This is a genomic window from Micromonospora sp. NBC_01638, assembly GCF_045209745.1.
GTDB lineage: Bacteria > Actinomycetota > Actinomycetes > Mycobacteriales > Micromonosporaceae > Micromonospora.
The window spans coordinates 2,559,489-2,581,781 of sequence record NZ_CP109273.1 but is presented as its reverse complement, the minus strand read 5'-3'; the positions used below and the strand labels follow the sequence as shown (position 1 = coordinate 2,581,781).

General features: G+C 71.0%; 19 protein-coding genes. 6 read left to right on the top strand and 13 right to left on the bottom strand.

The window, feature by feature from the left end:
* Window positions 1-14: 14 nt before the first annotated feature.
* Window positions 15-512, top strand: coding sequence for a GbsR/MarR family transcriptional regulator (locus tag OG811_RS12220; RefSeq protein WP_406074231.1), 498 nt, complete (start codon window positions 15-17; stop codon window positions 510-512).
* A gap of 3 nt (window positions 513-515) precedes the next feature.
* Here the strand turns inward: OG811_RS12220 and OG811_RS12215 are convergent, their stop codons facing one another.
* Window positions 516-1,070 (bottom strand): two-component system response regulator, encoded by a 555-nt coding sequence (locus tag OG811_RS12215; RefSeq protein WP_406074230.1) that lies wholly within the window; start codon window positions 1,068-1,070, stop codon window positions 516-518.
* The gene (locus OG811_RS12210; RefSeq protein ID WP_406074228.1) at window positions 1,067-5,434 is read right to left on the bottom strand and encodes a HAMP domain-containing protein; all 4,368 of its coding nucleotides are present in this window, start codon (window positions 5,432-5,434) and stop codon (window positions 1,067-1,069) included. The genes OG811_RS12215 and OG811_RS12210 overlap by 4 nt, the downstream gene beginning before the upstream one ends.
* A gap of 293 nt (window positions 5,435-5,727) precedes the next feature.
* Between OG811_RS12210 and OG811_RS12205 the strand changes: the two genes are divergently transcribed.
* Window positions 5,728-7,806, top strand: a complete 2,079-nt coding sequence (locus OG811_RS12205; protein WP_406074227.1) for a SpoIIE family protein phosphatase — start codon at window positions 5,728-5,730, stop codon at window positions 7,804-7,806.
* Between the two features lie 117 nt (window positions 7,807-7,923).
* On the opposite strand, the gene OG811_RS12200 is transcribed toward OG811_RS12205, so the two are convergent.
* Complete coding sequence (locus tag OG811_RS12200; protein ID WP_406074226.1) at window positions 7,924-9,282, bottom strand: FAD-binding oxidoreductase; 1,359 nt, start codon at window positions 9,280-9,282, stop codon at window positions 7,924-7,926.
* Window positions 9,283-9,378: 96 nt separating this feature from the next.
* Here OG811_RS12200 and OG811_RS12195 point away from each other — a divergent pair, with 96 nt between their 5' ends.
* Complete coding sequence (locus tag OG811_RS12195) at window positions 9,379-11,475, top strand: S9 family peptidase (protein WP_406074224.1); 2,097 nt, start codon at window positions 9,379-9,381, stop codon at window positions 11,473-11,475.
* Between the two features lie 109 nt (window positions 11,476-11,584).
* Window positions 11,585-11,764, top strand: coding sequence for a hypothetical protein (locus OG811_RS12190; RefSeq protein ID WP_406074222.1), 180 nt, complete (start codon window positions 11,585-11,587; stop codon window positions 11,762-11,764).
* Between the two features lie 14 nt (window positions 11,765-11,778).
* Here OG811_RS12190 and OG811_RS12185 read toward each other — a convergent pair whose 3' ends face one another.
* The 4 genes from OG811_RS12185 to OG811_RS12170 form a co-directional block, all read right to left on the bottom strand.
* On the bottom strand, window positions 11,779-13,305 hold the full coding sequence (locus OG811_RS12185; protein ID WP_406074221.1) for an FtsX-like permease family protein: 1,527 nt from the start codon (window positions 13,303-13,305) through the stop codon (window positions 11,779-11,781).
* Window positions 13,302-14,003 carry an ABC transporter ATP-binding protein gene (locus OG811_RS12180; protein ID WP_406074219.1) on the bottom strand — a complete coding sequence of 234 codons (702 nt, stop codon included), beginning with the start codon at window positions 14,001-14,003 and terminating at the stop codon, window positions 13,302-13,304. Before OG811_RS12180 ends, OG811_RS12185 begins: the two co-directional genes overlap by 4 nt.
* Window positions 14,000-14,536 (bottom strand): PadR family transcriptional regulator, encoded by a 537-nt coding sequence (locus tag OG811_RS12175; protein WP_406074218.1) that lies wholly within the window; start codon window positions 14,534-14,536, stop codon window positions 14,000-14,002. Before OG811_RS12175 ends, OG811_RS12180 begins: the two co-directional genes overlap by 4 nt.
* A 177-nt stretch (window positions 14,537-14,713) precedes the next feature.
* The gene (locus OG811_RS12170) at window positions 14,714-15,292 is read right to left on the bottom strand and encodes a TIGR03086 family metal-binding protein (RefSeq protein ID WP_406074217.1); all 579 of its coding nucleotides are present in this window, start codon (window positions 15,290-15,292) and stop codon (window positions 14,714-14,716) included.
* Window positions 15,293-15,323: 31 nt separating this feature from the next.
* Here OG811_RS12170 and OG811_RS12165 point away from each other — a divergent pair, with 31 nt between their 5' ends.
* Complete coding sequence (locus tag OG811_RS12165; protein ID WP_406074215.1) at window positions 15,324-16,121, top strand: DUF6597 domain-containing transcriptional factor; 798 nt, start codon at window positions 15,324-15,326, stop codon at window positions 16,119-16,121.
* Window positions 16,122-16,191: 70 nt separating this feature from the next.
* Here the strand turns inward: OG811_RS12165 and OG811_RS12160 are convergent, their stop codons facing one another.
* The 6 genes from OG811_RS12160 to OG811_RS12135 are packed head-to-tail and all read right to left on the bottom strand — an operon-like array spanning window position 16,192 to window position 21,768.
* Window positions 16,192-17,721, bottom strand: a complete 1,530-nt coding sequence (locus OG811_RS12160) for a SpoIIE family protein phosphatase (protein WP_406074214.1) — start codon at window positions 17,719-17,721, stop codon at window positions 16,192-16,194.
* 13 nt (window positions 17,722-17,734) lie between these two features.
* Window positions 17,735-19,075, bottom strand: coding sequence for a sensor histidine kinase (locus tag OG811_RS12155; RefSeq protein ID WP_406074212.1), 1,341 nt, complete (start codon window positions 19,073-19,075; stop codon window positions 17,735-17,737).
* The gene (locus OG811_RS12150) at window positions 19,072-20,085 is read right to left on the bottom strand and encodes a SpoIIE family protein phosphatase (protein ID WP_406075680.1); all 1,014 of its coding nucleotides are present in this window, start codon (window positions 20,083-20,085) and stop codon (window positions 19,072-19,074) included. Before OG811_RS12150 ends, OG811_RS12155 begins: the two co-directional genes overlap by 4 nt.
* Window positions 20,082-20,501, bottom strand: coding sequence for an ATP-binding protein (locus OG811_RS12145; protein ID WP_406074210.1), 420 nt, complete (start codon window positions 20,499-20,501; stop codon window positions 20,082-20,084). Before OG811_RS12145 ends, OG811_RS12150 begins: the two co-directional genes overlap by 4 nt.
* A complete protein-coding gene (locus OG811_RS12140; RefSeq protein ID WP_406074209.1) occupies window positions 20,498-20,908 on the bottom strand; it encodes an STAS domain-containing protein in 411 nt (136 codons plus the stop codon). Before OG811_RS12140 ends, OG811_RS12145 begins: the two co-directional genes overlap by 4 nt.
* Window positions 20,908-21,768: an STAS domain-containing protein gene (locus OG811_RS12135; protein ID WP_406074207.1), complete on the bottom strand. Its 861-nt coding sequence runs from the start codon at window positions 21,766-21,768 to the stop codon at window positions 20,908-20,910. The genes OG811_RS12140 and OG811_RS12135 overlap by 1 nt, the downstream gene beginning before the upstream one ends.
* Before the next feature lie 165 nt (window positions 21,769-21,933).
* Between OG811_RS12135 and OG811_RS12130 the strand changes: the two genes are divergently transcribed.
* On the top strand, window positions 21,934-22,290 hold the full coding sequence (locus OG811_RS12130; RefSeq protein WP_406074206.1) for an STAS domain-containing protein: 357 nt from the start codon (window positions 21,934-21,936) through the stop codon (window positions 22,288-22,290).
* Window positions 22,291-22,293 lie beyond the last annotated feature (3 nt).

Sequence of the window (22,293 nt, the reverse complement as noted above, 5' to 3'; positions counted from 1 at the left end):
CAGGAAGGACCGCCATGCCCGCCGCTGACGGCCACGACCCGGTGCACCTCTTCGTCGAACGGATGGCGTTGGCCTTCGCCGAGGTCGGCTTCCCGCGAATGGCCGCCCGGGTGCTGTTCACCGTGATGAGCGCGGACGACCCACTGACCGCTGGCGAGATCGGCGAGCGGCTCGGGGTGAGCGCGGCGGCGGTAAGCGGCGCCGTCCGCTACCTCACCCAGTTCGGGATGCTCATCCGGGAGCCGGTCCCCCGGTCCCGCCGGGATCGCTACCGAATGCCGGACAACCCCTGGTACGAGGCCACCATCACCAAGACCGCGCTCTACAAGACGTTCATCGACGTGGCCGAAGGCGGCGTGATCGCCCTCGACGGCCCCGCCACACCGGCCGGCGAGCGGGTGGCCGAGATGCGCGACTTCTTCATCTTCGTGCAAGAGGAAATCGACTCGCTGGGTCAGCGCTGGCGGGAGCGGCGGGCCGCCACCGGCCACGTCAGGCCCAGCGAGGTCTGAGCCTCAGGCGGTGTTGCCCCAGCGGGCCTGTTCGAGCATGCGTACCGCCCGGTCACGGGCCTCCGGATCGTCCGAACGGAGCAGGGTGGTCGCCTCGTCGACCGCGTCGGTGAGCCTCCGCCACTGCGTGTCGCGCTCCCGGACCAGGTCCGACTGGGCGGCCAACTGCCGGGTCTTCACCCACAGCTCGACGAAGACCGACACCTTCGCCCGCAGCACCCACGGGTCGAACGGCTTGGTCAGGTAATCCACCGCGCCCACCTGATATCCCCGAAGGGCGAGCTGGGCATCCCGGTCAGCGGCCGTGAGGAAGATGATCGGCACGTGCCGGGTCCGCTCGCGGCGCTTGATGTGGCTAGCCGTCTCGAAGCCGTCCATGTCCGGCATCTGCGCGTCCAGCAGGATCACCGCGAAGTCGTCCACCAGGAGCTGCTTGAGCGCCGCCTCGCCGCTCTCCACCGCCACGGACTGGACCGGCAGGCCCTGGAGAATTGCCTCCAGGGCCGTCAGATTCTGCCGCCGGTCATCCACGAGCAGCGCCTTGGCCATCTGGGTCACGAAGTCTCCTCGGTCCGACTGCCGTTGATCCAGGACGACATCAACTCGATCAGGTCGTCCAGGTCGACCGGCTTGGTGATGTAGTCGCTGCCCCCGGCAGCGAGCGCCGACTCGCGGTCGCCCGGCATCGCCTTCGCGGTCAGGAACACCACCGGCAGGTCGGCGAACCGGTGGTTGCGGCGAATCTGCCGGGTGGTCTCATAACCGTCCTGGTCGGGCATCATGGCGTCCATCAGCACGATGTCCACCTCCGGATGCTCGGCCAACAGGCGGACACCGTCCGCCCCGTTGTCCGAGTACAGCACGGTCATGCCGTGCAGCTCCAACGCGCTGGTCAGGGCGAAGACGTTACGGACGTCGTCATCCACAATCAGCACGGTGGCGCCGTCCAGTTGGCGGGTGACCGGTGCCTCCGGTCGTTCCGACAGCAGCTCCAGCGGCGGCATCAGCAGCGACGACGGCAGGCCGGCGCGCTGCGGAGACGGAAGCTGGGGCGCGACCACGGCGTCCGGGGCCAGCACCTGCGGCACGAACAGGGTGAAGGTCGACCCCTGACCGGGCGCGGACGACACGGTGATGGTGCCACCGATCAGCCGGGCCAGATCGCGGCTGATCGACAGGCCCAGGCCGGTGCCGCCGTAGCGGCGACTGGTCGTGCCGTCCGCCTGCTGGAACGCCTCGAAGATGATCGACAACTTGTCGTCGGAGATGCCGATCCCGGTGTCGATCACGGTGAACGCGATGACCTGCTGGGCGTTGGTCAGCGCCGGCACGTCGAAGACCGCGTTCTCCGCCGCCGGGGCGATCCGCAGTGTCACCGCACCGTTGTCGGTGAACTTCACGGCGTTGGAGAGCAGGTTACGCAGGATCTGCTGCAACCGCTGCGCGTCGGTCACCAGCGCCGGCGGCAGATCCCTGCTCACCCGTACCTGGAAGTCCAGGTTCTTCTCCTCGGCCTGCGGCGCGAACGCCTGCTCGACGTAGCCGCGCAGCTCGGCGAAGCGGATCTCGGTCGGCTCGACGTCCATCCGGCCCGCCTCGATCTTGGACAGGTCGAGGATGTCGTCGATCAGGCGCAGCAGGTCGGAGCCGGACCCGTGGATGGTCCGGGCGAACTCGATCTGCTTCGGGCTGAGGTTCTGCTCCGAGTTCTCCGCCAGCAGGCGGGCCAGCAGCAGCAGCGAGTTCAGCGGCGTACGCAGCTCGTGACTCATGTTGGCCAGGAACTCCGACTTGTAGGCCGAGGCCCGGGTCAGCTGCTGCGCCTTCTCCTCCAGGCCCAGCCGAGCCAGCTCGATCTCCCGGTTCTTCGTCTCGATGTTGCCCTTCTGCTCGGAGAGCAGAGTGGCCTTCTCCTCCAGCTCGGCGTTGGTGCGCTGCAACTCCGCCGACTGCTCCTGCATCTCGTGCGCCAGCCGCTGCGACTGGGCCAGCAGTTGCTCCGTACGCCGGTTGGCCTGGATGGTGTTGACCGCGATGCCGATGGTGAGCACCAGCCGCTCCAGGAACGACAGGTGCAGCTCGGAGAAGGCCGACACGCTGGCGAACTCGATCACCCCGAGCAGCTCACCCTCGAACAGCACGGGAAGCACCACCAGGTCGGACGGGGGTGTCTCGGCCAGACCCGAACGCAGGGTGAGCTGGCTGTTCGGGGAGGCGCTGACCCGGATCGTGCGGCGGGAGAGCGCGGTCTGCCCGACCAGCCCCTCTCCCGGGCCGAAGGTGACGTCGGTCCCCCGCGCCACGTACCCGTATGAGGAGGTCAGCCGCAGCCGCATGCTGCCGTCGGTGTCGTCGGCCAGGAAGAAGGCGCCGAGCTGGGCGTCGACCAGCGGGGTCACCTCCGTCATGATCATGCGGCAGACCTCGCCGAGGTCGCGCTGGCCCTGCAAAAGGCCACCGATCCGGGCCAGGTTGGAGTCCAGCCAGCCCTGCTCGGCGTTCTTCTTGGTCGTCTCCCGGAGGGTGACGATCATCTGGTTGATGTTGTCCTTCAGCTCGGCGACCTCGCCCTGCGCCTTGACCGCGATCCGCTGGGTCAGGTCGCCCCGGGTCACCGAGGTGGACACCTGGGCGATGGCACGCAGCTGCGTGGTCAGCGTCGAGGCGAGCTGGTTGACGTTCTCGGTGAGGTCACGCCAGGTGCCGGAGACGCCCTTGACCTGCGCCTGACCGCCCAGCTTGCCCTCGATACCGACCTCACGGGCGACCCGGGTCACCTCGTCGGCGAACGACGAGAGCTGGTCGACCATCGTGTTGACCGTGGACTTCAGCTCCAGGATCTCGCCCTGGGCGTCGACCGTGATCTTCTGCGACAGGTCACCCTTTGCCACGGCGGTGGTCACCGAGGCGATGTTGCGGACCTGACTGGTCAGGTTCGACGCCATCGAGTTCACGTTGTCGGTCAGGTCACGCCACGTGCCACTGACGCCCTTGACCTGCGCCTGACCGCCGAGCTTGCCCTCGGTGCCCACCTCACGGGCCACCCGGGTCACCTCGTCGGCGAACGACGACAGCTGGTCAACCATCGTGTTGACCGTCGACTTCAGCTCCAGAATCTCGCCCCGCGCATCCACCGTGATCTTCTGCGACAGGTCACCCTTCGCCACCGCCGTGGAGACCTGGGCGATGTTTCGCACCTGGGCGGTCAGGTTGGAGGCCATCGAGTTCACGTTGTCGGTCAGGTCACGCCAGGTGCCGGCGACCCCGCGCACCTGCGCCTGACCGCCCAGCTTGCCCTCGGTGCCCACCTCACGGGCCACCCGGGTCACCTCGTCGGCGAACGACGAGAGCTGGTCCACCATCGTGTTGACCGTCGACTTCAGCTCCAGGATCTCGCCCCGCGCATCCACCGTGATCTTCTGCGACAGGTCACCCTTTGCCACAGCGGTGGTCACCGAGGCGATGTTGCGGACCTGACTGGTCAGGTTCGACGCCATCGAGTTCACGTTGTCGGTCAGGTCACGCCACGTGCCACTGACGCCCTTGACCTGCGCCTGACCGCCCAGGTTGCCCTCGGTGCCCACCTCACGGGCCACCCGGGTCACCTCGTCGGCGAACGACGACAGCTGGTCCACCATCGTGTTGACGGTGTTCTTCAGCTCCAGGATCTCGCCCTGGGCGTCCACCGTGATCTTCTGCGACAGGTCGCCCTTCGCCACCGCGGTGGAGACCTGGGAAATGTTGCGGACCTGGCTGGTCAGGTTGCCGGCCAACTGGTTGACGTTCTCGGTGAGGTCACGCCAGGTGCCGGAGACGCCGCGTACCTGCGCCTGACCGCCCAGCTTGCCCTCGATGCCCACCTCACGGGCCACCCGGGTCACCTCGTCGGCGAACGACGACAGCTGGTCCACCATCGTGTTGACGGTGTCCTTCAGCTCCAGGATCTCGCCCTGCGCCGCCACCGTGATCTTCTGCGACAGGTCACCACGCGCCACCGCCGTGGAGACCTGGGCGATGTTTCGCACCTGGGCGGTCAGGTTCGACGCCATCGAGTTGACGCTGTCGGTCAGGTCCTTCCAGGTGCCTGCCACGTTCGGAACCTCGGCCTGGCCACCCAGCTTCCCCTCGGTGCCCACCTCGCGCGCCACCCGGGTCACCTGCTCGGCGAAGAGGCGCAGCGTGTCGGTGAGGTAGTTCATCGTGGCTGCCAGCTCGGCGACCTCACCGCGCGCGCCGACGGTGATCTTCTGCGACAGGTCGCCCTTGGCCACCGCCGTCGCCACCTGCGAAATCGACCGCACCTGGCCGGTCAGGTTCGACGCCATGGTGTTCACCGAATCGGTGAGGTCCTTCCAGGTGCCGGCGACGCCCCGGACGTCGGCCTGGCCGCCCAGCTTGCCCTCGGTGCCCACCTCACGGGCCACCCGGGTCACCTCGTCGGCGAACGACGACAGCTGGTCCACCATCGTGTTCACGGTGCGCCCGATGCGCAGGTACTCACCACGCAGCGGCCGGCCGTCGATCTCCAACGCCATGTGCTGGGACAGGTCGCCGTCGGCGACCGCCACGATCACCCGGGCGATCTCGGTGGTCGGTCGGCCCAGGTCGTCGATCAGCGAGTTGATCGCCCGCTGCCCCTCCGCCCAGGAGCCGTCCAGCCCCTCGTCGTCGAGCCGCTCGGTGAGCCGGCCGTCCCGACCGACGATCCGGCTGATCCGCCTCAGGTCCAGGTACTGCCGCTCCTGGAGCGTAACCACCTCGTTGAAGGCGTCCGCCACCTCACCGGCCGCGCCGGCGCGGCGGGGAAGCCGGACCTTCAGGTCGCCGCGACCGATCCGTCGCAGTGCCTCGGTCAACTCGCCGAGGAGCGCCTCGTGGTCGGGCGCGGACGGATCCGCCACCGACTGCTTCGCCGTGGTCATCATTCCTCGCTCAACTCGGGGGCGCCGGTCCGTGCGGACACACCGGCACCCCATATTGTGCCCGCGCGCGCCGTGGTGCCAGGGTGCGCGACCCGCCAGGCGGCCCTGATCGCCGTCCGATCCGCCCGATCGGCACCGAGCTGGCACGGCCGGTCGCGAACCTCGCGTGGACTTCGGCACCCGTCATTGCGACGCACCAGGCCCAATCTGCCACCGGTGCCCGTGACCGATACGCCAACCGGCTATTCGTGATCGGCTTGGCACCCGGTAGGGCGACGGTGGAGGATACGGGGGTGTCAGCCGAGGCGGGGCCCGCGACGGCGGCCGGGGCCCGGGACGGGGCGATCCGGCGTGTCCGCCTGCCCGCAGACCGCCGTACGCCGGCCGCCGCCCGCGCCGTGGTCCGCTCGGCGCTGACCGAGGCACACCTGGACGAGCTGGCCAACGAAGCCCTGCTGCTCACCACCGAGCTGACCACCAACGCCGTCGAACACGCCCGCACCGAGTTGGACATCGAGGTCGTCGCCGACGAGATCGGGCTGACGGTCACCGTCTCCGACTTCGCGCCCGGCTCGGGCGACGAGCTGGCCGTCGGCAACCGCAACGACTCCACCGAGATCAACGAGGTGTCCGAGCGGGGCCGAGGCCTGCTGCTCGTCGACCACTTCGCCAGCCGTTGGGGCACCACGTACCTGCCCACCGGGAAGGGCGTCTGGTTCCGGCTGGACCGCCCCGGTGCCGATCTGCCGGCCGAGGGCACCGCCGGTGGCGGGTCGACGCCGGCCAGCGCCGACCCGCGGGCGAGCACCGACAGGTCCGCGCCGAGCGCCAGCGCGATGAGCGAACTCATGCAAACCGCCCCCGACCTGTACGCGGACGACCCGCTGCCCGACTTCGCCACCAGCCTGCTCAGCCGGGTCGCCGAAATGGTGGGCGCGGCCGGCGGCACGATTCGTCTGGACCGGGGCGACGGGCAGGGCCACCGGGTGTTGGCCCGCTTCGGTCGGCCGCCCCGCCCCGGCAGTGAGCTGCTGCGGGTGCCGCTGACGGTGCACCGCCCGTACGCCGGGGAGCTGGAGTTGGACGCCGCGCCGTCGGCGTACGCCCGGCCGTTGGCGGTGCTCACCGCCGAGCGGCTGTCGCTGCACCTGGAGAACGACCGGCTGCGCAGGGCCGACCTCCGCCGGCAGGTGTGGCTGACGTTCCTGGCCGAGGCGAGCGAACTGCTGGCCCAGTCGTTGGACGTCGACCTGACCATGGCGCTGGTGCCGCAGTTGGTGGTGCCGCGGCTCGGTCAGTGGTGCGCGGTGCACACCACCGACGAGTGGGGCCGGCTCCGCCTCGCGGCTGCCAGCCACGCCGACGAGTCGATGCTTCCGCAACTGCACAAGGTGCTGGCGGAGACCGGGCAGGATTCGATTCAGGCCCGGCTACGCGAGGCGTCCCGCAGCGCGGCGCAGATCCCCCTGGGCGGGCCGATGGAGGGTTTCGCGGTCCCGCTGATCGCGCGTGGGCAGCGGCTCGGCACCCTGGCGGTGGGGCGGCACCAGCGGCACCGGCACGACCCGGACGAGGTGGCCGTGTTGGAGGACGTGGCCCGGCGGGCCGCGCTGGCGATCGAGAACGCCCGGATCCACGCCGAGCGTCGCCGCGTGGCGCAGACGCTTCAGCAGTCCCTGCTCCCGCCGGTGCTGCCGCTGGTGGACGGGATCGGCTTCGCCGCCGAGTACGTCCCGACCGGTGACGACGCGGAGGTGGGGGGCGACTTCTACGACGTGGTGCCGCTGCCCGACGGGCGTTGGCTGGTGGTGATCGGTGACGTCTCGGGCAAGGGTGTGCAGGCCGCCGCGGTGACCGGGCTGGTCCGGGACGTGATCCGGGTGCTGGTCGGCGACGGCAAACCGTTGCCGGAGGTGTTGGCGCGGCTCAACGAGACGCTGGTCGAGCGGGGTGGCGGGCGCTACTGCACGTTGGCACTGGCGGCGGTCGGGCCGGGCGAGGGCGACCAACTGGACGTGTCGCTGCATCTGGCCGGGCACGACCGGCCGGTGCTGCTGGCCGGTGCGGGTGGCGCCGGGTTCGTTGGCACCGGCGGCACCGCGCTCGGCCTGCTCGACACGATCACCTCGCCGACGGCGACGATCGCGCTCGCACCGGGCGATTCGCTGATCTTCTACACCGATGGCGTCACCGAGCGGAGGCGCGGCCGGGAGTTGTTCGGCACCGACCGACTGCGCGACGCGGCCGCGCCCCTGGCCGGGTATTCGGCCGACGTGGTCGCCGCCAGGCTGCGCTCCGCCGCGATCAACTTCTCGGTCGAGCCGCCCCGGGACGACATCGCCATCCTGGTGCTCCGCAACGACGCGACCTGACCGCTGCACGCTCCCCCCGAATTTCGGGCCTGCTCGGTAGGTTGCCGGTCATGCCGAGTGCACGGGGCTCTACCCGGTGGTGGCTGGACTGACCGACCCGGGCCATCCGCGGTCTTGTCAGAGGCCGCCGGGTAGGCGCCCGGGGGCGAGCCGGTGCTCCGGATCGAGGTGCTCCTTGGCCGCCCGTAGCTGGGCCAGGCCGGCCAGCTCGCCCCAGAGGTCGACGGCCTGCCGGACCGCCGCAGGAGCGGAAACCACCACGCAGCGGCCCTGCCGAGCCAGCAGCACCCCTCGGACGGCGGCCAGGATGGATGCCACCCGGTCGGGTGCCAGGGCGCCGGGCAGTGCCGCGTGCACCACGCCCAGCCCGGCGGACCCCCGCACCGGCACCGGGGTGCCGGCCGCGTCGCGTAGCGCGTAGACGGCGGCGTGCAGGTCGCCGATCGGCACCTCCAGGCGCAGCGCCGTGTCGCCGGGCGCGAACGGGTAGCGGCGCCACCACGTCGGCGCGGAGTGGGCGACCATCGCCTCCCCGTGCAGCAGGCCGACCAGGCGCTCGGCGCGTTCGGTCACGTCGGCGGGGCCGCCCTCCAACAGCACGACGAGGCTGCCCGCCCGGGTCGGGGCGCTGGATCGGCCGGACATCGACGGGTGGCGTTCCCGGGCGGTGGCCGCCGGGTGGCCTGGCGGGTACGGCGTACGTGGCCGGGGGGTTCCTCCGGGCAGGTCCAACTCGATGGCTGCCGGGTCCAGGCGGGCGGCGAGGATCATCCGGACCAGGTCGTGCACCTCCAGCGGTGTCCACACCGGTCGGGACACCCAGAGCCGGCTCGCCGGCACCGGTTGCACCCGCAGGCTCGCCGAGACCAGCACGCCGAGCGCGCCCTGGGAGCCACAGAGCAGCCGGGCCAGGTCGAGGCCGGGCGCTCCGCCCCCGGCGCTGACCAGCTCACCATCGGCATCGAGATAGCGGACACCGAGCAGTTGGTCGCAGGGGCTGCCGTAGCGGTGTTGCAGCGGGCCGGCCTCGCCGGCGGCGAGCACACCACCCAGGGTCGCGCCAGGTGACGGGGCGTCCATCGCGAGCCGCTGCCCGGTGCGCTCCAGCGTGGCCTGCACCGCCCGCAGCGGGGTGCCGGCGCCCACCTCGGTCACCAGCGCGCCGACCGGCTCGTGGCCGATGCCGGCCAACCGGCCGGTGTCGAGCATGATGTCGACCTGCACCGGCGTGGCACCCCAGTCGATCTTCGTGCCGGCACCCCGAGGCACCACCGCCAGGTCGTGCGCGACGGCCAGCCGCAGCACCTCGGCCGCTGCGTGCGGGCCGCCCGGCACCGCCACCCAGCGCGCCGGCCGTCCCGCCACCTCGTCGGCCGGACCGCCCATCCGGGAAAACGGCGGACCGCAGATCGCCGCCAACCGCCGGGTGATCTCGAGGGCTCCGGACCGGCCGAGGGAACTCGCTGCTGCCGCCATGGCGCTCATCGTACATGTGTTCGAATAGCGTGGTGGCGACTATCGGGATGCCGCTGGTCCGGCGGATCACGGGTGCCGGCCGGTAACGTGGCCGCCGTGACCACCGAGACTGCCCCGCCCGCGGCGAAACGGGTGCCCAGCGAGCGCACCCACCACGGCGACACCGTCATCGACGAGTACGCCTGGCTCGCCGCCAAGGACGACCCGGAGACGATCGCCTACCTGACCGCCGAGAACGAGTACACCGACGCGCGCACCGCGCACCTGGCCGGGCTGCGCGGCGAACTGTTCGAGGAGACCCGCCGGCGCACCCGGGAAACCGACCTGTCCGTGCCGACCCGCAAGGGCGGGCACTGGTATTACACCCGGACGGTCGAGGGGCAGCAGTACGGGGTGCAGTGCCGGCGCGCGGTCCGCGACGGTGAGCTCGATCCGCCGCTCAGCGCGGACGGCGCCCCGCTCGACGGTGAGGAGGTGCTGCTCGACGGCAACCTGCTGGCCGAGGGGCACGATTTCTTCTCGCTGGGCGCGTTCGACGTCAGCCCGGATGGTCGCTGGTTGGCCTACTCCACCGACTTCTCCGGCGACGAGCGGTTCACCCTGCGCGTGAAGGACCTGACCACCGGCGAGTTGCTGCCGGACGAGGTACCGGACACGTTCTACGGCACCGCCTGGTCGACCGACGCCTCGGTGCTGTTCTACGTGACGGTGGACGACGCCTGGCGGCCGAACCGGGTCTGGCGGCACACCGTCGGCTCGGCCGCCGCCGACGATGTGGTGGTCCACCAGGAGGACGACGAGCGGTTCTGGGTGGGCGTGGAGCTGACCCGGTCGGAAAAGTTCATCCTGATCGACGTCCACAGCAAGGTGACCAGCGAGGTGCTGGTCATCCCCGCCGGCAACCCGACCGGCGCGCCGGCCGTGATCGCTCCCCGCCGGCAGGGCATCGAATACGCGGTGGAGCACCACGGCCACCGTTTCCTGATCCTGCACAACGACGGCGCGGAGGACTTCGCGCTGGCCTTCACCTCGGCGGACGTGCCGGGCGACTGGGTGCCGCTGATCGAGCACACCCCCGGCACCCGGCTGGAGGCCGTCGACGCCTTCGCCAATTACCTGGTGGTGTCGCTGCGCACCGACGGGCTCACCGGGCTGCGGGTGCTGCCGGTGGGCAGCGACGACGCGTACGACATCGACTTCCCCGAACCGCTGTACAGCGTCGGGCTGGACGCCAACCCGGAGTACCGCACCGGGCAGGTCCGCCTGCGCTACTCCTCGCTGATCACCCCCGACTCGGTGTACGACTTCGACCTGGTCACCCGGCAGATGGTGCTGCGCAAGCAGAAGCCCGTGCTGCCCGGGCCGGACGGGCGGCCGTACGACCCGGCCGAGTACGAGCAGCACCGTGACTGGGCACTCGCCGACGACGGCACCCGGGTGCCGATCTCACTGGTCTGCCGCGTCGGCACGCCCCGGGACGGCTCGGCCCCCTGCGAGCTGTACGGCTACGGCTCGTACGAGGCCAGCATGGACCCGTGGTTCTCGGTGGCCCGACTGTCCCTGCTGGACCGGGGCGTGGTCTTCGCGGTGGCACACACCCGGGGCGGCGGTGAGCTGGGTCGGCGTTGGTACGACCAGGGCAAGCTGCTGGCCAAGAAGAACACCTTCACCGACTTCGTCGCCTGCGCCCGGCACCTGGTCAAGGCCGGCTGGACGGCCAGCGACCGACTTGTCGCCCGGGGTGCCTCGGCCGGCGGCCTGCTGATGGGCGCGGTCGCCAACCTCGCGCCGGATGCGTTCACCGGGATCGTGGCGCAGGTGCCGTTCGTGGACGCGCTGACGTCGATCCTCGACCCGTCGCTGCCGCTGACCGTCACCGAGTGGGAGGAGTGGGGCAACCCGCTGGAGGACCCCGAGGTGTACGCGTACATGAAGTCCTACACGCCGTACGAGAATGTGGCCGCGGTGGAATACCCCGCGATTCTGGCGGTGACCAGCCTCAACGACACGCGGGTGCTCTACTCGGAGCCGGCGAAGTGGATCGCTCGGCTGCGGGCGGTCGCCCCGGGCGGCGACTACCTGCTCAAGACCGAGATGGGTGCCGGGCACGGCGGCCCGAGCGGTCGTTACGACGCCTGGCGCGAGGAGGCGTTCATCAACGCCTGGATCCTGGACCGCATCGGCTGCGGCTGACCCATCGGGTCGACATCATCGCGCCCGATCCTGGAAGTAGTGGCCTCAATCGTCCGTCGAGGCCACTACTTCCAGGGAGCTGGGCGATCAGGCCACCTAGACTTCCGGCGTGAGCGACGAGGCCGGCAATCGGGACGGATCGAGGACCGATGCGCCGGGTGCAGCTCGGCGCATGTCCGGTTGGATGATCCTCGGCGTGGTCGCCGTCGCGTTGCTCGTCTGTTGCTGCTCCGCGGCCGTCGGGCTGCTGATCTCCTGGTCCGCGGGCCTCTTCCACCCCCCGACCTGATCAGTCAGCCGCGCTCAGGTCGTGCGCAGCTCGTCCACGGCCGTGCTGACGCGCAGGAAGAGCAGGCCGACGCCGACCGTCACCAGCACCGCGACCAACGCGCCGGCGCCGAGCCACGCCAACTGCTCCAGGGGTACGGCAACGGCTCGCTCCATCTCGGGGATCTTCACGAGCCGGGTGTACTGCGCGCTAGTGGCCGGGTCGTCACAGAGTGCCGCCGTGGCGTCGCAGAACGACATCGACGATCCCCCCGTCCTCGCCCTCGGGAAGAGCCCTCGGCCGAGCAGCGTGCCCACGGTGAGCGCGAGCAGGATCGCCGGCACCGCCGGGGCCAACGCCTGCCAGGCCACCGAGCGGCTCAGCGTGGCCCGGGGCACCCCGGTGGCGACCAGTGCGGCGTAGGCGCGTCGACGGGCGACGATCCCCTCGACCAGCGCGACGATCAGCCCGCCTGCCGCGATCACGATGGCCACCGCAACTGCCGCGTCGACCAGCTCCATGGTGGACAGGAAGAACGGGTCGGCTCCGCCCCCATCCGCGCCGGCGAGCCGGCTCTGCTCGCGGTCGAGCTGGTCCTGGGTGGCGAACTGGGCGCGCAGCGCCGCCGCACCGCCACCAAAGATCAGGGCGGCGAGCAGTGCCGCGAACGTGCGGCTGCCCGCCCATGGATCGGCCATCAGCCGGCCCGCCGCGAGCATGGCCGAGGGCCGACGGGCGTGCCGACGCAACAACCGCCCGCAGTGGTACGAGATCCAACCGGTGCCGATCACCACCCCGAGCATCGCCGCGAGTGAGCTCGCCCCGAACAACAGTGGCACCAGCCAGGCCAGCACCTCATCGTTGCCGTCAAAGTTGTAGATCACCGGACGGACCGCTACGAACGAGGCCACGCCGAGCCCGATCAAGATCCCGGCCCACGGCCCTGGACCGCGCTCGCGGGTGGCCTTGCGGCTCACCCCGAGGGGGCTCATGGTGACCGTACGCAGCATCAGGGCGGTGGCCAGCGCCGCGACGACCGGCAGACCGAGCACCACCGCGGCCAGTGCGCCGGTCGACGGCAGCACGTCGGTGGGCAGGGCCAGTTGACCTCGCTCGTCCGGTCGGTGCAGCAGCTCGCGGCCGACCAGATAGGCACCCAACCCGGAAAGCGTGCCGAGCAGGGCGGCCACGCCGGTCTCCAGCACCACCAGCCTGGTGACCTGGCCGGGGGTGGCGCCGGCCAGCCGGAGCGCGGCCAGCCGGCGGTCCCGTGCCGGCGCGCCGAGCCGGGCGCACTGACCGGCCAGCGCCAGCACCGGAATCATCAGCATCACCAGCGCGAACGCCGTTCCGCCGCGCAACCCGGGCTCCCGCAGCAGCGCGTTGCGGTACTGCTCGGACTGCGCCCAGGCGTCACCGGCGGGTTTCTCGATGGCCAGCACGGTGAGCGCCGCGAGCCCGGCCAGGGTCGCCAGCAGCGCGCTGAGCGCGGTGAGCACCACCCGGGCGGTGTCGGTGCGGGTGCCGGCGAGCGCGAGGCGGACCAGCGTCGCCGGTCTCACCGCGCGCCGCCGACCAACGGCACGTCGAGCCCCAGGCCGGTGTGGTCCACCAGGCCGTCGCGCAGCACGATCTCCCGATCGGCGTACGCGGCGATCCGCGGCTCGTGGGTGACCAGCACGACGGCGGTGCGCTGCTCACGGGCGAGCCGGACCAGTTGGGTGAGGACCTGCTCGCCGGTGAGCGTGTCCAGTGCACCGGTCGGCTCGTCGGCGAAGAGCACCCGAGGCTCGGTCACCAGCGCCCGCGCGGTGGCGCACCGTTGCTGCTGACCGCCGGACATCTCACCCGGCCGCACGTCGGCCACCTCGGTCACCCCGAACCGGTCCAGCCAGGTGAGCGCCGCCGTCCGTGCCTCTCGCCGCCCCGTGCCGGCGAGGAGCAGGGGCAGGGCGACGTTCTCCGCGGCGGTCAGCTCGGCAACCAGTTGCCCGAACTGGAACAGCACCCCGAACTCGGTGCGCCGCAGCCGGGACCGGGCCGCCTCCGACCAGGTGTCGATGCGGTGCCCGCGCCAGGTGACCTCGCCGGCGTCCGGGCGGAGGATCCCGGCCAGGCAGTGCAGCAGGGTCGACTTGCCGCAGCCGCTCGGACCGGTGACGGCGACGATCTCGCCCTCGGCCACGTCGAGCGTCACACCGCGCAGCGCCGGTGTCGGGCCGTACGCCCGAACCACGCCGCGAGCCTGGAGTTGCGTCACGGATGCACCTCCCGGTGCCAGTCGGCGACCCGGCCCAGGGTGGCGTGCAGCCACCGCAGATCCGCGTCGAGGTGGGCGGTCGCGAAATCGGCCGCGACCACATCGCTGAGGGTGGCGGCCGGGTCGGCCTTGACGGCGGTCAGCTCACGCAGCCGTGCGGTGTGCGCGGCGCGCTGGGCGATCAGATAGGACCGGGCCCGATCGACGTCGGCGACCAGCAGCGCCACCACGACCTTGGCGAAGAGCGTGCTGGCCACGTACGGCATCGGCGGCTCCACGGTGGACAGCCACTGGTCCAGCGTGGCCCGCCCCTGATCGGTCAGCGCGTACGCCGTGCGGTCCGGCCCGGTTGCGCGGTCCTGCCCGGCGGCGGCCACCAGGCCGTCGCGTTCGAGCCGGCCGAGAGTGGCGTAGACCTGCCCGAAGGCCAGTGGCCGCGCCCGGGGCAGCCGCTCGTCGTGCGCACGCTTGAGCTCATAGCCGTGCCGGCTGCCCTCAGCGAGCAGCCCCAGCAGAACGTGCGGCGTGGACACGCCCCTCACTATTCACCAAGCGAATACCCAAGTCAACAACCCACCCACCCCCACCACACCCCACCCCCCACGCAGTTGATCATGAAGTTATTGCCACGACACGCCGGGCGCGCTGGCAATAACTTCATGATCAGCGGTGGACGGGGGGTGCCGAGGGGCAGTGGGTGGTAGGGACGGTTAGGGGGTGGGCCAGGTGGGGGTGCGGCCGGTTTGGGACAGGAGGTGGGCCAGGTCGGGGGTGGGAGCCGCCGTGGTGGGGGTTCGGATCGGGTCGGCGAAGACGCCCATCTTGCGGGCGGTGGGACCCAACTGCTCGACCAGCTCGTGCAGCTCGACCAACGCCGCCGGGGCCGGGGTGTACGGCTGGCCGGTGGCGACGGCGAGATCCCAGCCGTGCACGGTCAGGTCCAGCAGAGCCATACCGCCGACGACGGTCTGCGGCATGCCCATGCCCGGTGACACACCCTCCAGGGTGGACGGGTCCGACCAGGCGGCGACCAGACGGTCGGTCTCCGCCTCGAACCGGTCCCGCCAGCCGTCGCTCAGGTGGTCGGGCTTCTCGGCCCACTCCACCGGTTGCTTCACGGCCAACACCTGAAAGTTGACCACCACGGCGAAAAGGTGATTGAGCAGGTCGCGGACCACGTAGTCGCGGCACGGCGTGGGCAGGTCGAGCTGGTCGTCGGCGATGCCGCGCACCACATCTACGGTTCGCGGCGCGGCAGCGGCCAGCAGATCGCTAGTCTGAGTGGGCATAGGGCCAGCGTATGAGGGTGGTCTTGAATAAATGCGACAGCAACCGCGTGGCGACAGCCGGGGAATCCTCGATCCCGGCCGCATGCTGCGTGAGGTGCGCTTCCGTCGGCACCTGCCGGCGGAGTCGCTACGCCCGTGGGTTGAGCACTACTGGTTGATCGACTGGGCGTTGAGCACACCGTTCGAGCAGCGGGTCGTGCCGCACCCGGCGGTGAACGTGGTCTTCCGGCGTGACGGCGACGGGCCCGAGTCCGGCGAGGTCGCCGGGGTGTGCCGCGACCTGTTCCGGATAACGCTCACCGGCACCGGCCGGGTGGGCGGGGTGCAGTTCCGCCCCGGTGGCTTCCACGCGTTCTGGCGTCGGCCGGTCACCGAGCTGACCGGCCGCCGGGTGCCGCTGCCAGCCGGGCGACTGACACGCCCAGACTTCCCGGTCTGCGCGGCCACCGACGTCGAGCGCTGCCGCGCGTTGGACGCCCTGCTCACCGCCTGGGAACCGGAGCCGGACCCGTTGGCCGCGGAGGCTGTCCGGTTGGCCGAGGCGATCCGTACCGACCGGATGGTCCTGCGGGTCGACGACTTCGCCGCGCGGCATGGTGTTCCGGTCCGCCGGTTGCAGCGGCTCTTCACGGAGTACGTGGGGGTCGGGCCGAAGTGGGTGATCCGCCGCTACCGGCTCCAGGAGGCCCTCGAACAGGCCGCTGGCAGCCCGCTGAGCTGGGCGGACCTTGCCGCGGACCTCGGTTACAGCGATCAGGCCCACCTGGTCCGTGACTTCACCGCCGTGGCCGGGGTGTCACCCGCCGCCTACGCCCGCTCGGTCCACTGAGGCCAGCAACGCACCGAGTCGGCAACGCACCGAGGCCAACAGTGCGCGTGCGCCGTCGCCAGCACCGGGCTCAGCGGCGGCGCAGGACGACCACGGCGACGTCGTCCTGGATCTCCGGTGGAGCCAGCTCCACCAGCAGTCGGGCGCAGAAGCGGTCCAGGTCCTCGTCGACCGTGGCGGAGATCGCGGCGAGCGCGGCCAGCCCCTCGTCGATGGTGGCGTCCCGTCGCTCGATCAGCCCGTCGGTGTAGAACACCAGCGTGGCCCCGGCCGGCAGGACGAACTCCAGGTCGGCCGGGCGAGGCGCGCGGACGCCGAGCAGCGGCGCGGAGTGCTGCACGAACTCGACCTTCCCGTCCGTGCTGAGCACCGGCGGAAGATGCCCGGCGCTGGCCAGCCGGACCCGCCCGGTCGGCGGGTGCAGCAGCAGTACGCAGAGCGTGGCGATCTCGTTCGGCAGCAGTGTCCGCATCAACTCGTTGACCCGGTGCAGGATCTCGCCGGGCTGGTGGCCCTCGACCGCGTACGCCCGCACCGCGTGCCGCAGCTCGGCCATCACGGTCGCGGCATGCAGCGAGTGGCCGGCCACGTCCCCGATCGCCAGCAGCAGGTGCCCGTCGAGCATCACCAGTTCGTAGAAGTCGCCGCCCACCTCGGTCTGCGCGCTGGCCGGCTCGTAACGCACGGCGAGGTCCAGTCCGGCCACCGTGGGCAGCCCGCGCGGGAGCAGGCTGCGTTGGAGGGTGACCGCGATCCGGTGCTCCTCGTCGAACGAGCGCTGCGCCTCCACCGCCGCCGCCACCGCCTGGGCGAGCTGCACGAGCACCGGGGTCCGAGCGGTCTGGGTGGCGGTCGGGACCACCACGTACAGCGGGGCCCGGTCCTTTCGCAGCTTGGCGGCGGCGACCGTCACCGAGTCGTCCGTCGGCCAGTCCACCAGCGCCCAGTTGGCCGGGGTCTCCACCCGGACCGTGGCGCCGGTCGGCACACCGGTGTCGTCGACGACCCACGGCACCACGGCGGCCACCGCGCCCGGACCGGCGCAGATCCCCGCGAGACAGTCACCGTCGAACGTCTCGGCGATCACCGCCGCCGGGCTCTTGAAGATCTGTGCCGCACCCTCGGCGGCGGCTTCCAACAGGCGTAAGAAGGTAGGCGCGGCGTGCACCGCCACGGTCGTGTCGGCCAGCCCGAGCAGCCGCTCGGCGAGCAGTTCGGCGCGCTGCCGGGCCTGGTAGTAGCGCAGCACCGCCCTCGTGGTGGCGATCAGCTCTTCCGGCTCGATCGGCTCGGTCAGGTACGCGTCAGCACCCCGGGTCAACCCCTGGGCACGGTCGGCCACGTCCACGGCGTGCGCCGACACGTGGATCACCGGCAGCGCCGGATGCCGCGCCTTGATCTGTTCGCAGACCTCGTAGCCGCTCAGGTCGGGCAACCGGACGTCGAGGACCACCAGGTCGATTCGCTCCACCTCGACCCGATCCAACGCCTCAGCGCCGTTCTCGGCCTCAAGCACGGTGAACCCGGCCCGGGTCAGCCAACTGACCAGCAGGTAACGCTTGGTACGGCTGTCATCGACCACCAGGACGATCGCCGGCATGCCGTCCACCCCGTCACGCCCCGCCGGTGGGCAGGGAGACTGTGAACGTGCTGCCCCGGCCCGACTCGCTGCTCAGCTCCAGGGTCCCGCCGAGCAGCGTCACCAACCGCCGGGCGTACGGCAGGCCGAGGCCGGTGCCGCCGACCCGGGTGGCACCCGGCACCTGGTAGAACTCCTCGAAGATCCGGTCGTGCAACTCGGGAGCGATGCCGGGACCGGTGTCGCTGACCTCGAAGTTCCACCGGTCGCCGTGCTGGCGGGCCTGCAGCCGCACCTCGCCGCGCTCGGTGAACTTCAACCCGTTGTGCAGCAGGTTGCGCAGCACCTGGCCGAGCAGCACCTCGTCGCTGCTCAGCAGGGCCGGCGCGGTCGGCTCCTCCACCACCAGCTTCACCTCGGGACGGGTGGCCAGCGCGCGCATTGTGCCGCGCAGTTGGCCGAAGACCGAGCGCAGGTCGACGTCCGCCAGCTCCGGCTCGATCCGGCCGGACTCCGCCTTGGCGAGATCCAGCAGTTCGTTGACCAGACCGAGCAGATCTGCCGCCGAGGAGCGGATCAGGTCGACCTGGCGGCTCTGCTCGTCGGTGAGCGGGTCGGAGGCCGAGTCGGTGAGCAGCCGCGCCAACCCGATGATCGCGGTGACCGGGGCGCGCAACTCGTGGCTCACGTTGGCCAGGAACCGGCTCTTCGACTCGCTCGCCGCGCGGAGTTGGGCCGACTTCTCGTCCAGCTCGGCGTAGAGGGCGACGACGCCCCGGTTGGTCTCCTCCAACTCCTCGGTGAGCTCGTTGTAGAGCGCCAGCACACCGCGGTTGGTCTCGGCCAGCTCGTCGCGCTGACTGCGCACCTCGTCGAGTGCGGCGATGAGCTGCCCGTTCTGCACGGTCAACTCGTCCAGCGCGCTGGACGCCACGGTACGGCCGAGTTCGGTGCGGAACTCGGCGAGCCGCTCCGGCGTCGGCGTCGGCGCGCTGGCCGGGACTCGTCGGGACATCCTCACGACGGTAACCCCCTCGACGGTCGACACGCTCAGTGTGTCGACCAGTCGGGACACCGCGCCGGACTGCGGCTGGTAGCGACCGTCCGGGAGCGGGGTCACCGGGGCCAGGTCGGCGCGCAGGTGGAACCGACTGTCGGCGCCCGCGTCGATGTGGAAGGAGACGTCCGCACCGCCGGTCGTCTGCAGCAGGTCCCGGGCGACCTCGCTGAGCGCGGTGGCGATCCGAACCTGGTCCTGATGTTCGAGGCCGACCACCGCGGCCACCTCGCGGCCCCGCTGGCGGATCACGAAGATGTCCTGCTCGACCCGCAGGGCCATCTGCAGCAGCGGCAGCGCGGCCGGCTCGCCGGTCATGCCCAGGACCTCGCGACCAGTACGCAGGCGTCGTCGCGTCGCACACCGGCGTCGCGCAGGAGGGTCGCCGCCATGACCAGCGGGGATCGCTCCGCCAGGCCCGGGTAGTCGGTCAACCGCCAACGGTCGACCACCCCGTCGCTGTGCATCACCAGTCGGGCCCCCGGACCGAACGGGTAGTCGTACTCCCGGATTGTCGGCCGCTGGTGACCGGCGATGCCGGGCAGCGACACCAGCCCTCGGCGGTGTCCGTCACCCTCGACGACCACGCCGGAGATGTTGCCCAGGCCGGCGTAGCGCAGCACACCGGCCGTCGGGTTCAATTCGGCGACCGCGAGCGCGCTGCCACGGGTGTGCGGCATGCTCCGATGCAGGTGACCGACCACCACCGCCGGTGGGCCGGCCGGGGCGTCACGGAACGCGGTCAGCGCCGCTTCAGTGGCGGCGGCTGCCAGCGGGCCGTGTCCCAGCCCGTCGCTGACCAGCACCTGGTGCCGCCCGTCGGCGACCCGGACTGCGTACCCGTCGCCGCTGACCGTCTCGCCGGTCAGCGGCCGGGAGAGGGCGCCGGCCCAGGACGGCCGCGCCGGCTCCGCCGGCCAGACCTGCACGGCGAGGATGGTGCCCCGGCCGGGCAGGGAGTAGCCGTCGAGCCAGCTGGCCTGCCGGACGATGGCACCCAGACCGATGCCGAGCGTGCCGGTGGTGGAGTGCCCGTCCTGGGACGAGACGGTCAGGTCGGCCATGCCGGGCCCGGAGTCGATGGCCACCAGTTCCACGCCGGCCTCCCCGGCGCGGCGCACCGGCCGGAGCAGCAGGGCACCGTCGTCGGCGTGCTTGACCAGGTTGCTGGTCAGCTCGGCTGCGACGATGGCCAGGTCGGCGATACGCGCCGCACCGATCTCCACCTGCGCACCGAGGCGCTCGGCGGCGCGCCGGACAGCGCTCGCCGCGCTACTGGCCTCCACCCGGAACCAGATGCCACTGTCGGTGACCGCGTCGGCGTTCACCGGGACCACTTGGTGACCGTGATACGCGTGCCGGTTTCCTGGGAGGTCTCGATCTCGAATTCGTCGACCAGTCGGCGGGACCCGCTGAGCCCGAGGCCGAGGCCACCGCCGGTGGTGTAGCCGTCGGTCAGGGCCAGATTGAGGTCGGCGATGCCCGGCCCGGAGTCGGCGAAGACGATCCGGAGGCCCTTTCGTCGGCCGTTGTCCACCGTCGCCACCTCGGCCGAGCCGCCGCCGCCGTACACCAGGGTGTTGCGGGCCAACTCGCTCGCCGCGGTGACCACCTTGGTCTGGTCGACGAGGGACAGCTTGACGGCCACCGCGACGGCACGGACCAACTGCCGGACGCGCACCACGTCCTCGTCGCTCTGGATCGCCTGTGCTTGCGGGTGGGCCAGGTCGACACCCGTGGTCACGGCGTGGCCGTCTCGGCGTCCGGATCGTCGTCGAGCTGGTAGTCGAGCTCATCGGTGTGGGCCGCCGCGATCAGCTCCATGCCGCGCTCGACGTTCAGCGCGGTACGGATGCCGTTCAGCGACAGCCCCAGTTCGACAAGGGTGATGGCGACGGCGGGACGCATCCCGACCACCACCGTCTCCGCGTCGAGCACCTTGGAGATCGACGCGATGGTGGAGAGCATCCGTCCGACGAAGGAGTCGACGATGTCCAGCGCGGTGATGTCGATGATGACGCCGTGGCAGCCGGTGTCCACGATCCGCTCCGCGAGATCCTCCTGGAGCTGGACCGCAGTCTGATCGGACATGTCCAGCTGGATGGAGACGAGCAGGATGTCGCCGATCTTGAGGATCGGTACGCGTTCCATCAGACGCCCCGGCGCGGCTGGCGGTGGACGGTCTCCACCCCGTTGAGCCGCAGCACGTGGCGCAGCGCGTCGGCGAGGCTCGCCTTGGTGGCGATGTCGCCGAACTCGATGCCCAGCGCCACGATGGTCTGCGCGATCTGCGGGCGGATACCGGAGATGATGCAGTCGGCACCCATCAGCCGGGCGGCCACCACGGTCTTCAGGATGTGCTGGGCGACCTGGGTGTCCACCGCCGGCACACCCGTGATGTCGATGATCGCGTACGGGGAGCTGGTGTCGACCAGGGTCTGCAGCAGCCGCTCCATCACGACCTGGGCGCGGGCCGAGTCCAGGGTGCCGACCAGCGGGACGGCGACCACGCCCTCCCAGAGCTTGACCACCGGCGTGGAGAGCTCGAGCAGCTGCTCGGCCTGGTCGGCGATCAGGCTCTCCCGGGTGCGTACGAAGCTCTCGAAGGTGAACAGGCCCAGCTCGTCGACCAGCTTGGAGAAGGCGACATAGTCGTGCAGCGCGTTGGCGCCGCCGGCCTCCTGCACCAGCTCGGCCAGCACGTCCTTCAGCGCGAAGATGCTGATCGTGGTCTCGGTGGCGGAGAAGCCCTGGCGGGCCCGCCCACGAGACAGTTCGGAGAGGGCGGCACGCAGCTCGGCGGCGTTGTCAGCGGACAGGTCGATGTCACCCTGCTCGACGGTGGTGACGATGGCGCTGTGCAGATCCTGGACCTGCCGGCGCAGCTCAGCCTGGCTCAGCCGGCCCCGCAACGAACTGGTGACGATCTCGGTCCACCGAGACATCACCCGTTCGGCCTGCCCGTTGAGCAGCGCGGCGAGCCGATCACTTTCTTCGGTGCTCAACGCCATTTTGACCCCCCTTGACCTGGACCGGGCGGACTCTATCACCGGGGCCCACCAACTACTTGCCCCGTAGCAACTGAATGATGATGGTCACCGGATCCCGGCTCCCGTTCGACGTGGAAGCCCGGTCGTGGGATACCGTTCCCCCGATAACAGCAGGAGGTCTGGCGAATGTCGTTGACGGTGCATACGGAACAACGCGGCGACGTGGTCGTCGTGTCAGTCGCGGGCGAGCTGGACATGGCTACCGCACCGCTACTGCAGGACCAGATCACCGACCTGCTCGACAAGGGTCACAACCGGCTGGTGTTCGGCCTGGCGGACGTCTCGTTCTGCGACTCGACCGGTCTGTCGGTCTTCGTCCGCGCCAAGAACAGCTGCGACGAGGCCGGCGGCGTGGTCCGGCTGGCCGCTCCGCAGCGGGGTGTGCTGCGCATCCTCGAGGTGAGTGGGCTCGTCGAGGTGCTGCACACCTACCCGACGGTGGATGAGGCAGTCGCCGGCAAACCGACGCCGGCATCCTCCTGACCG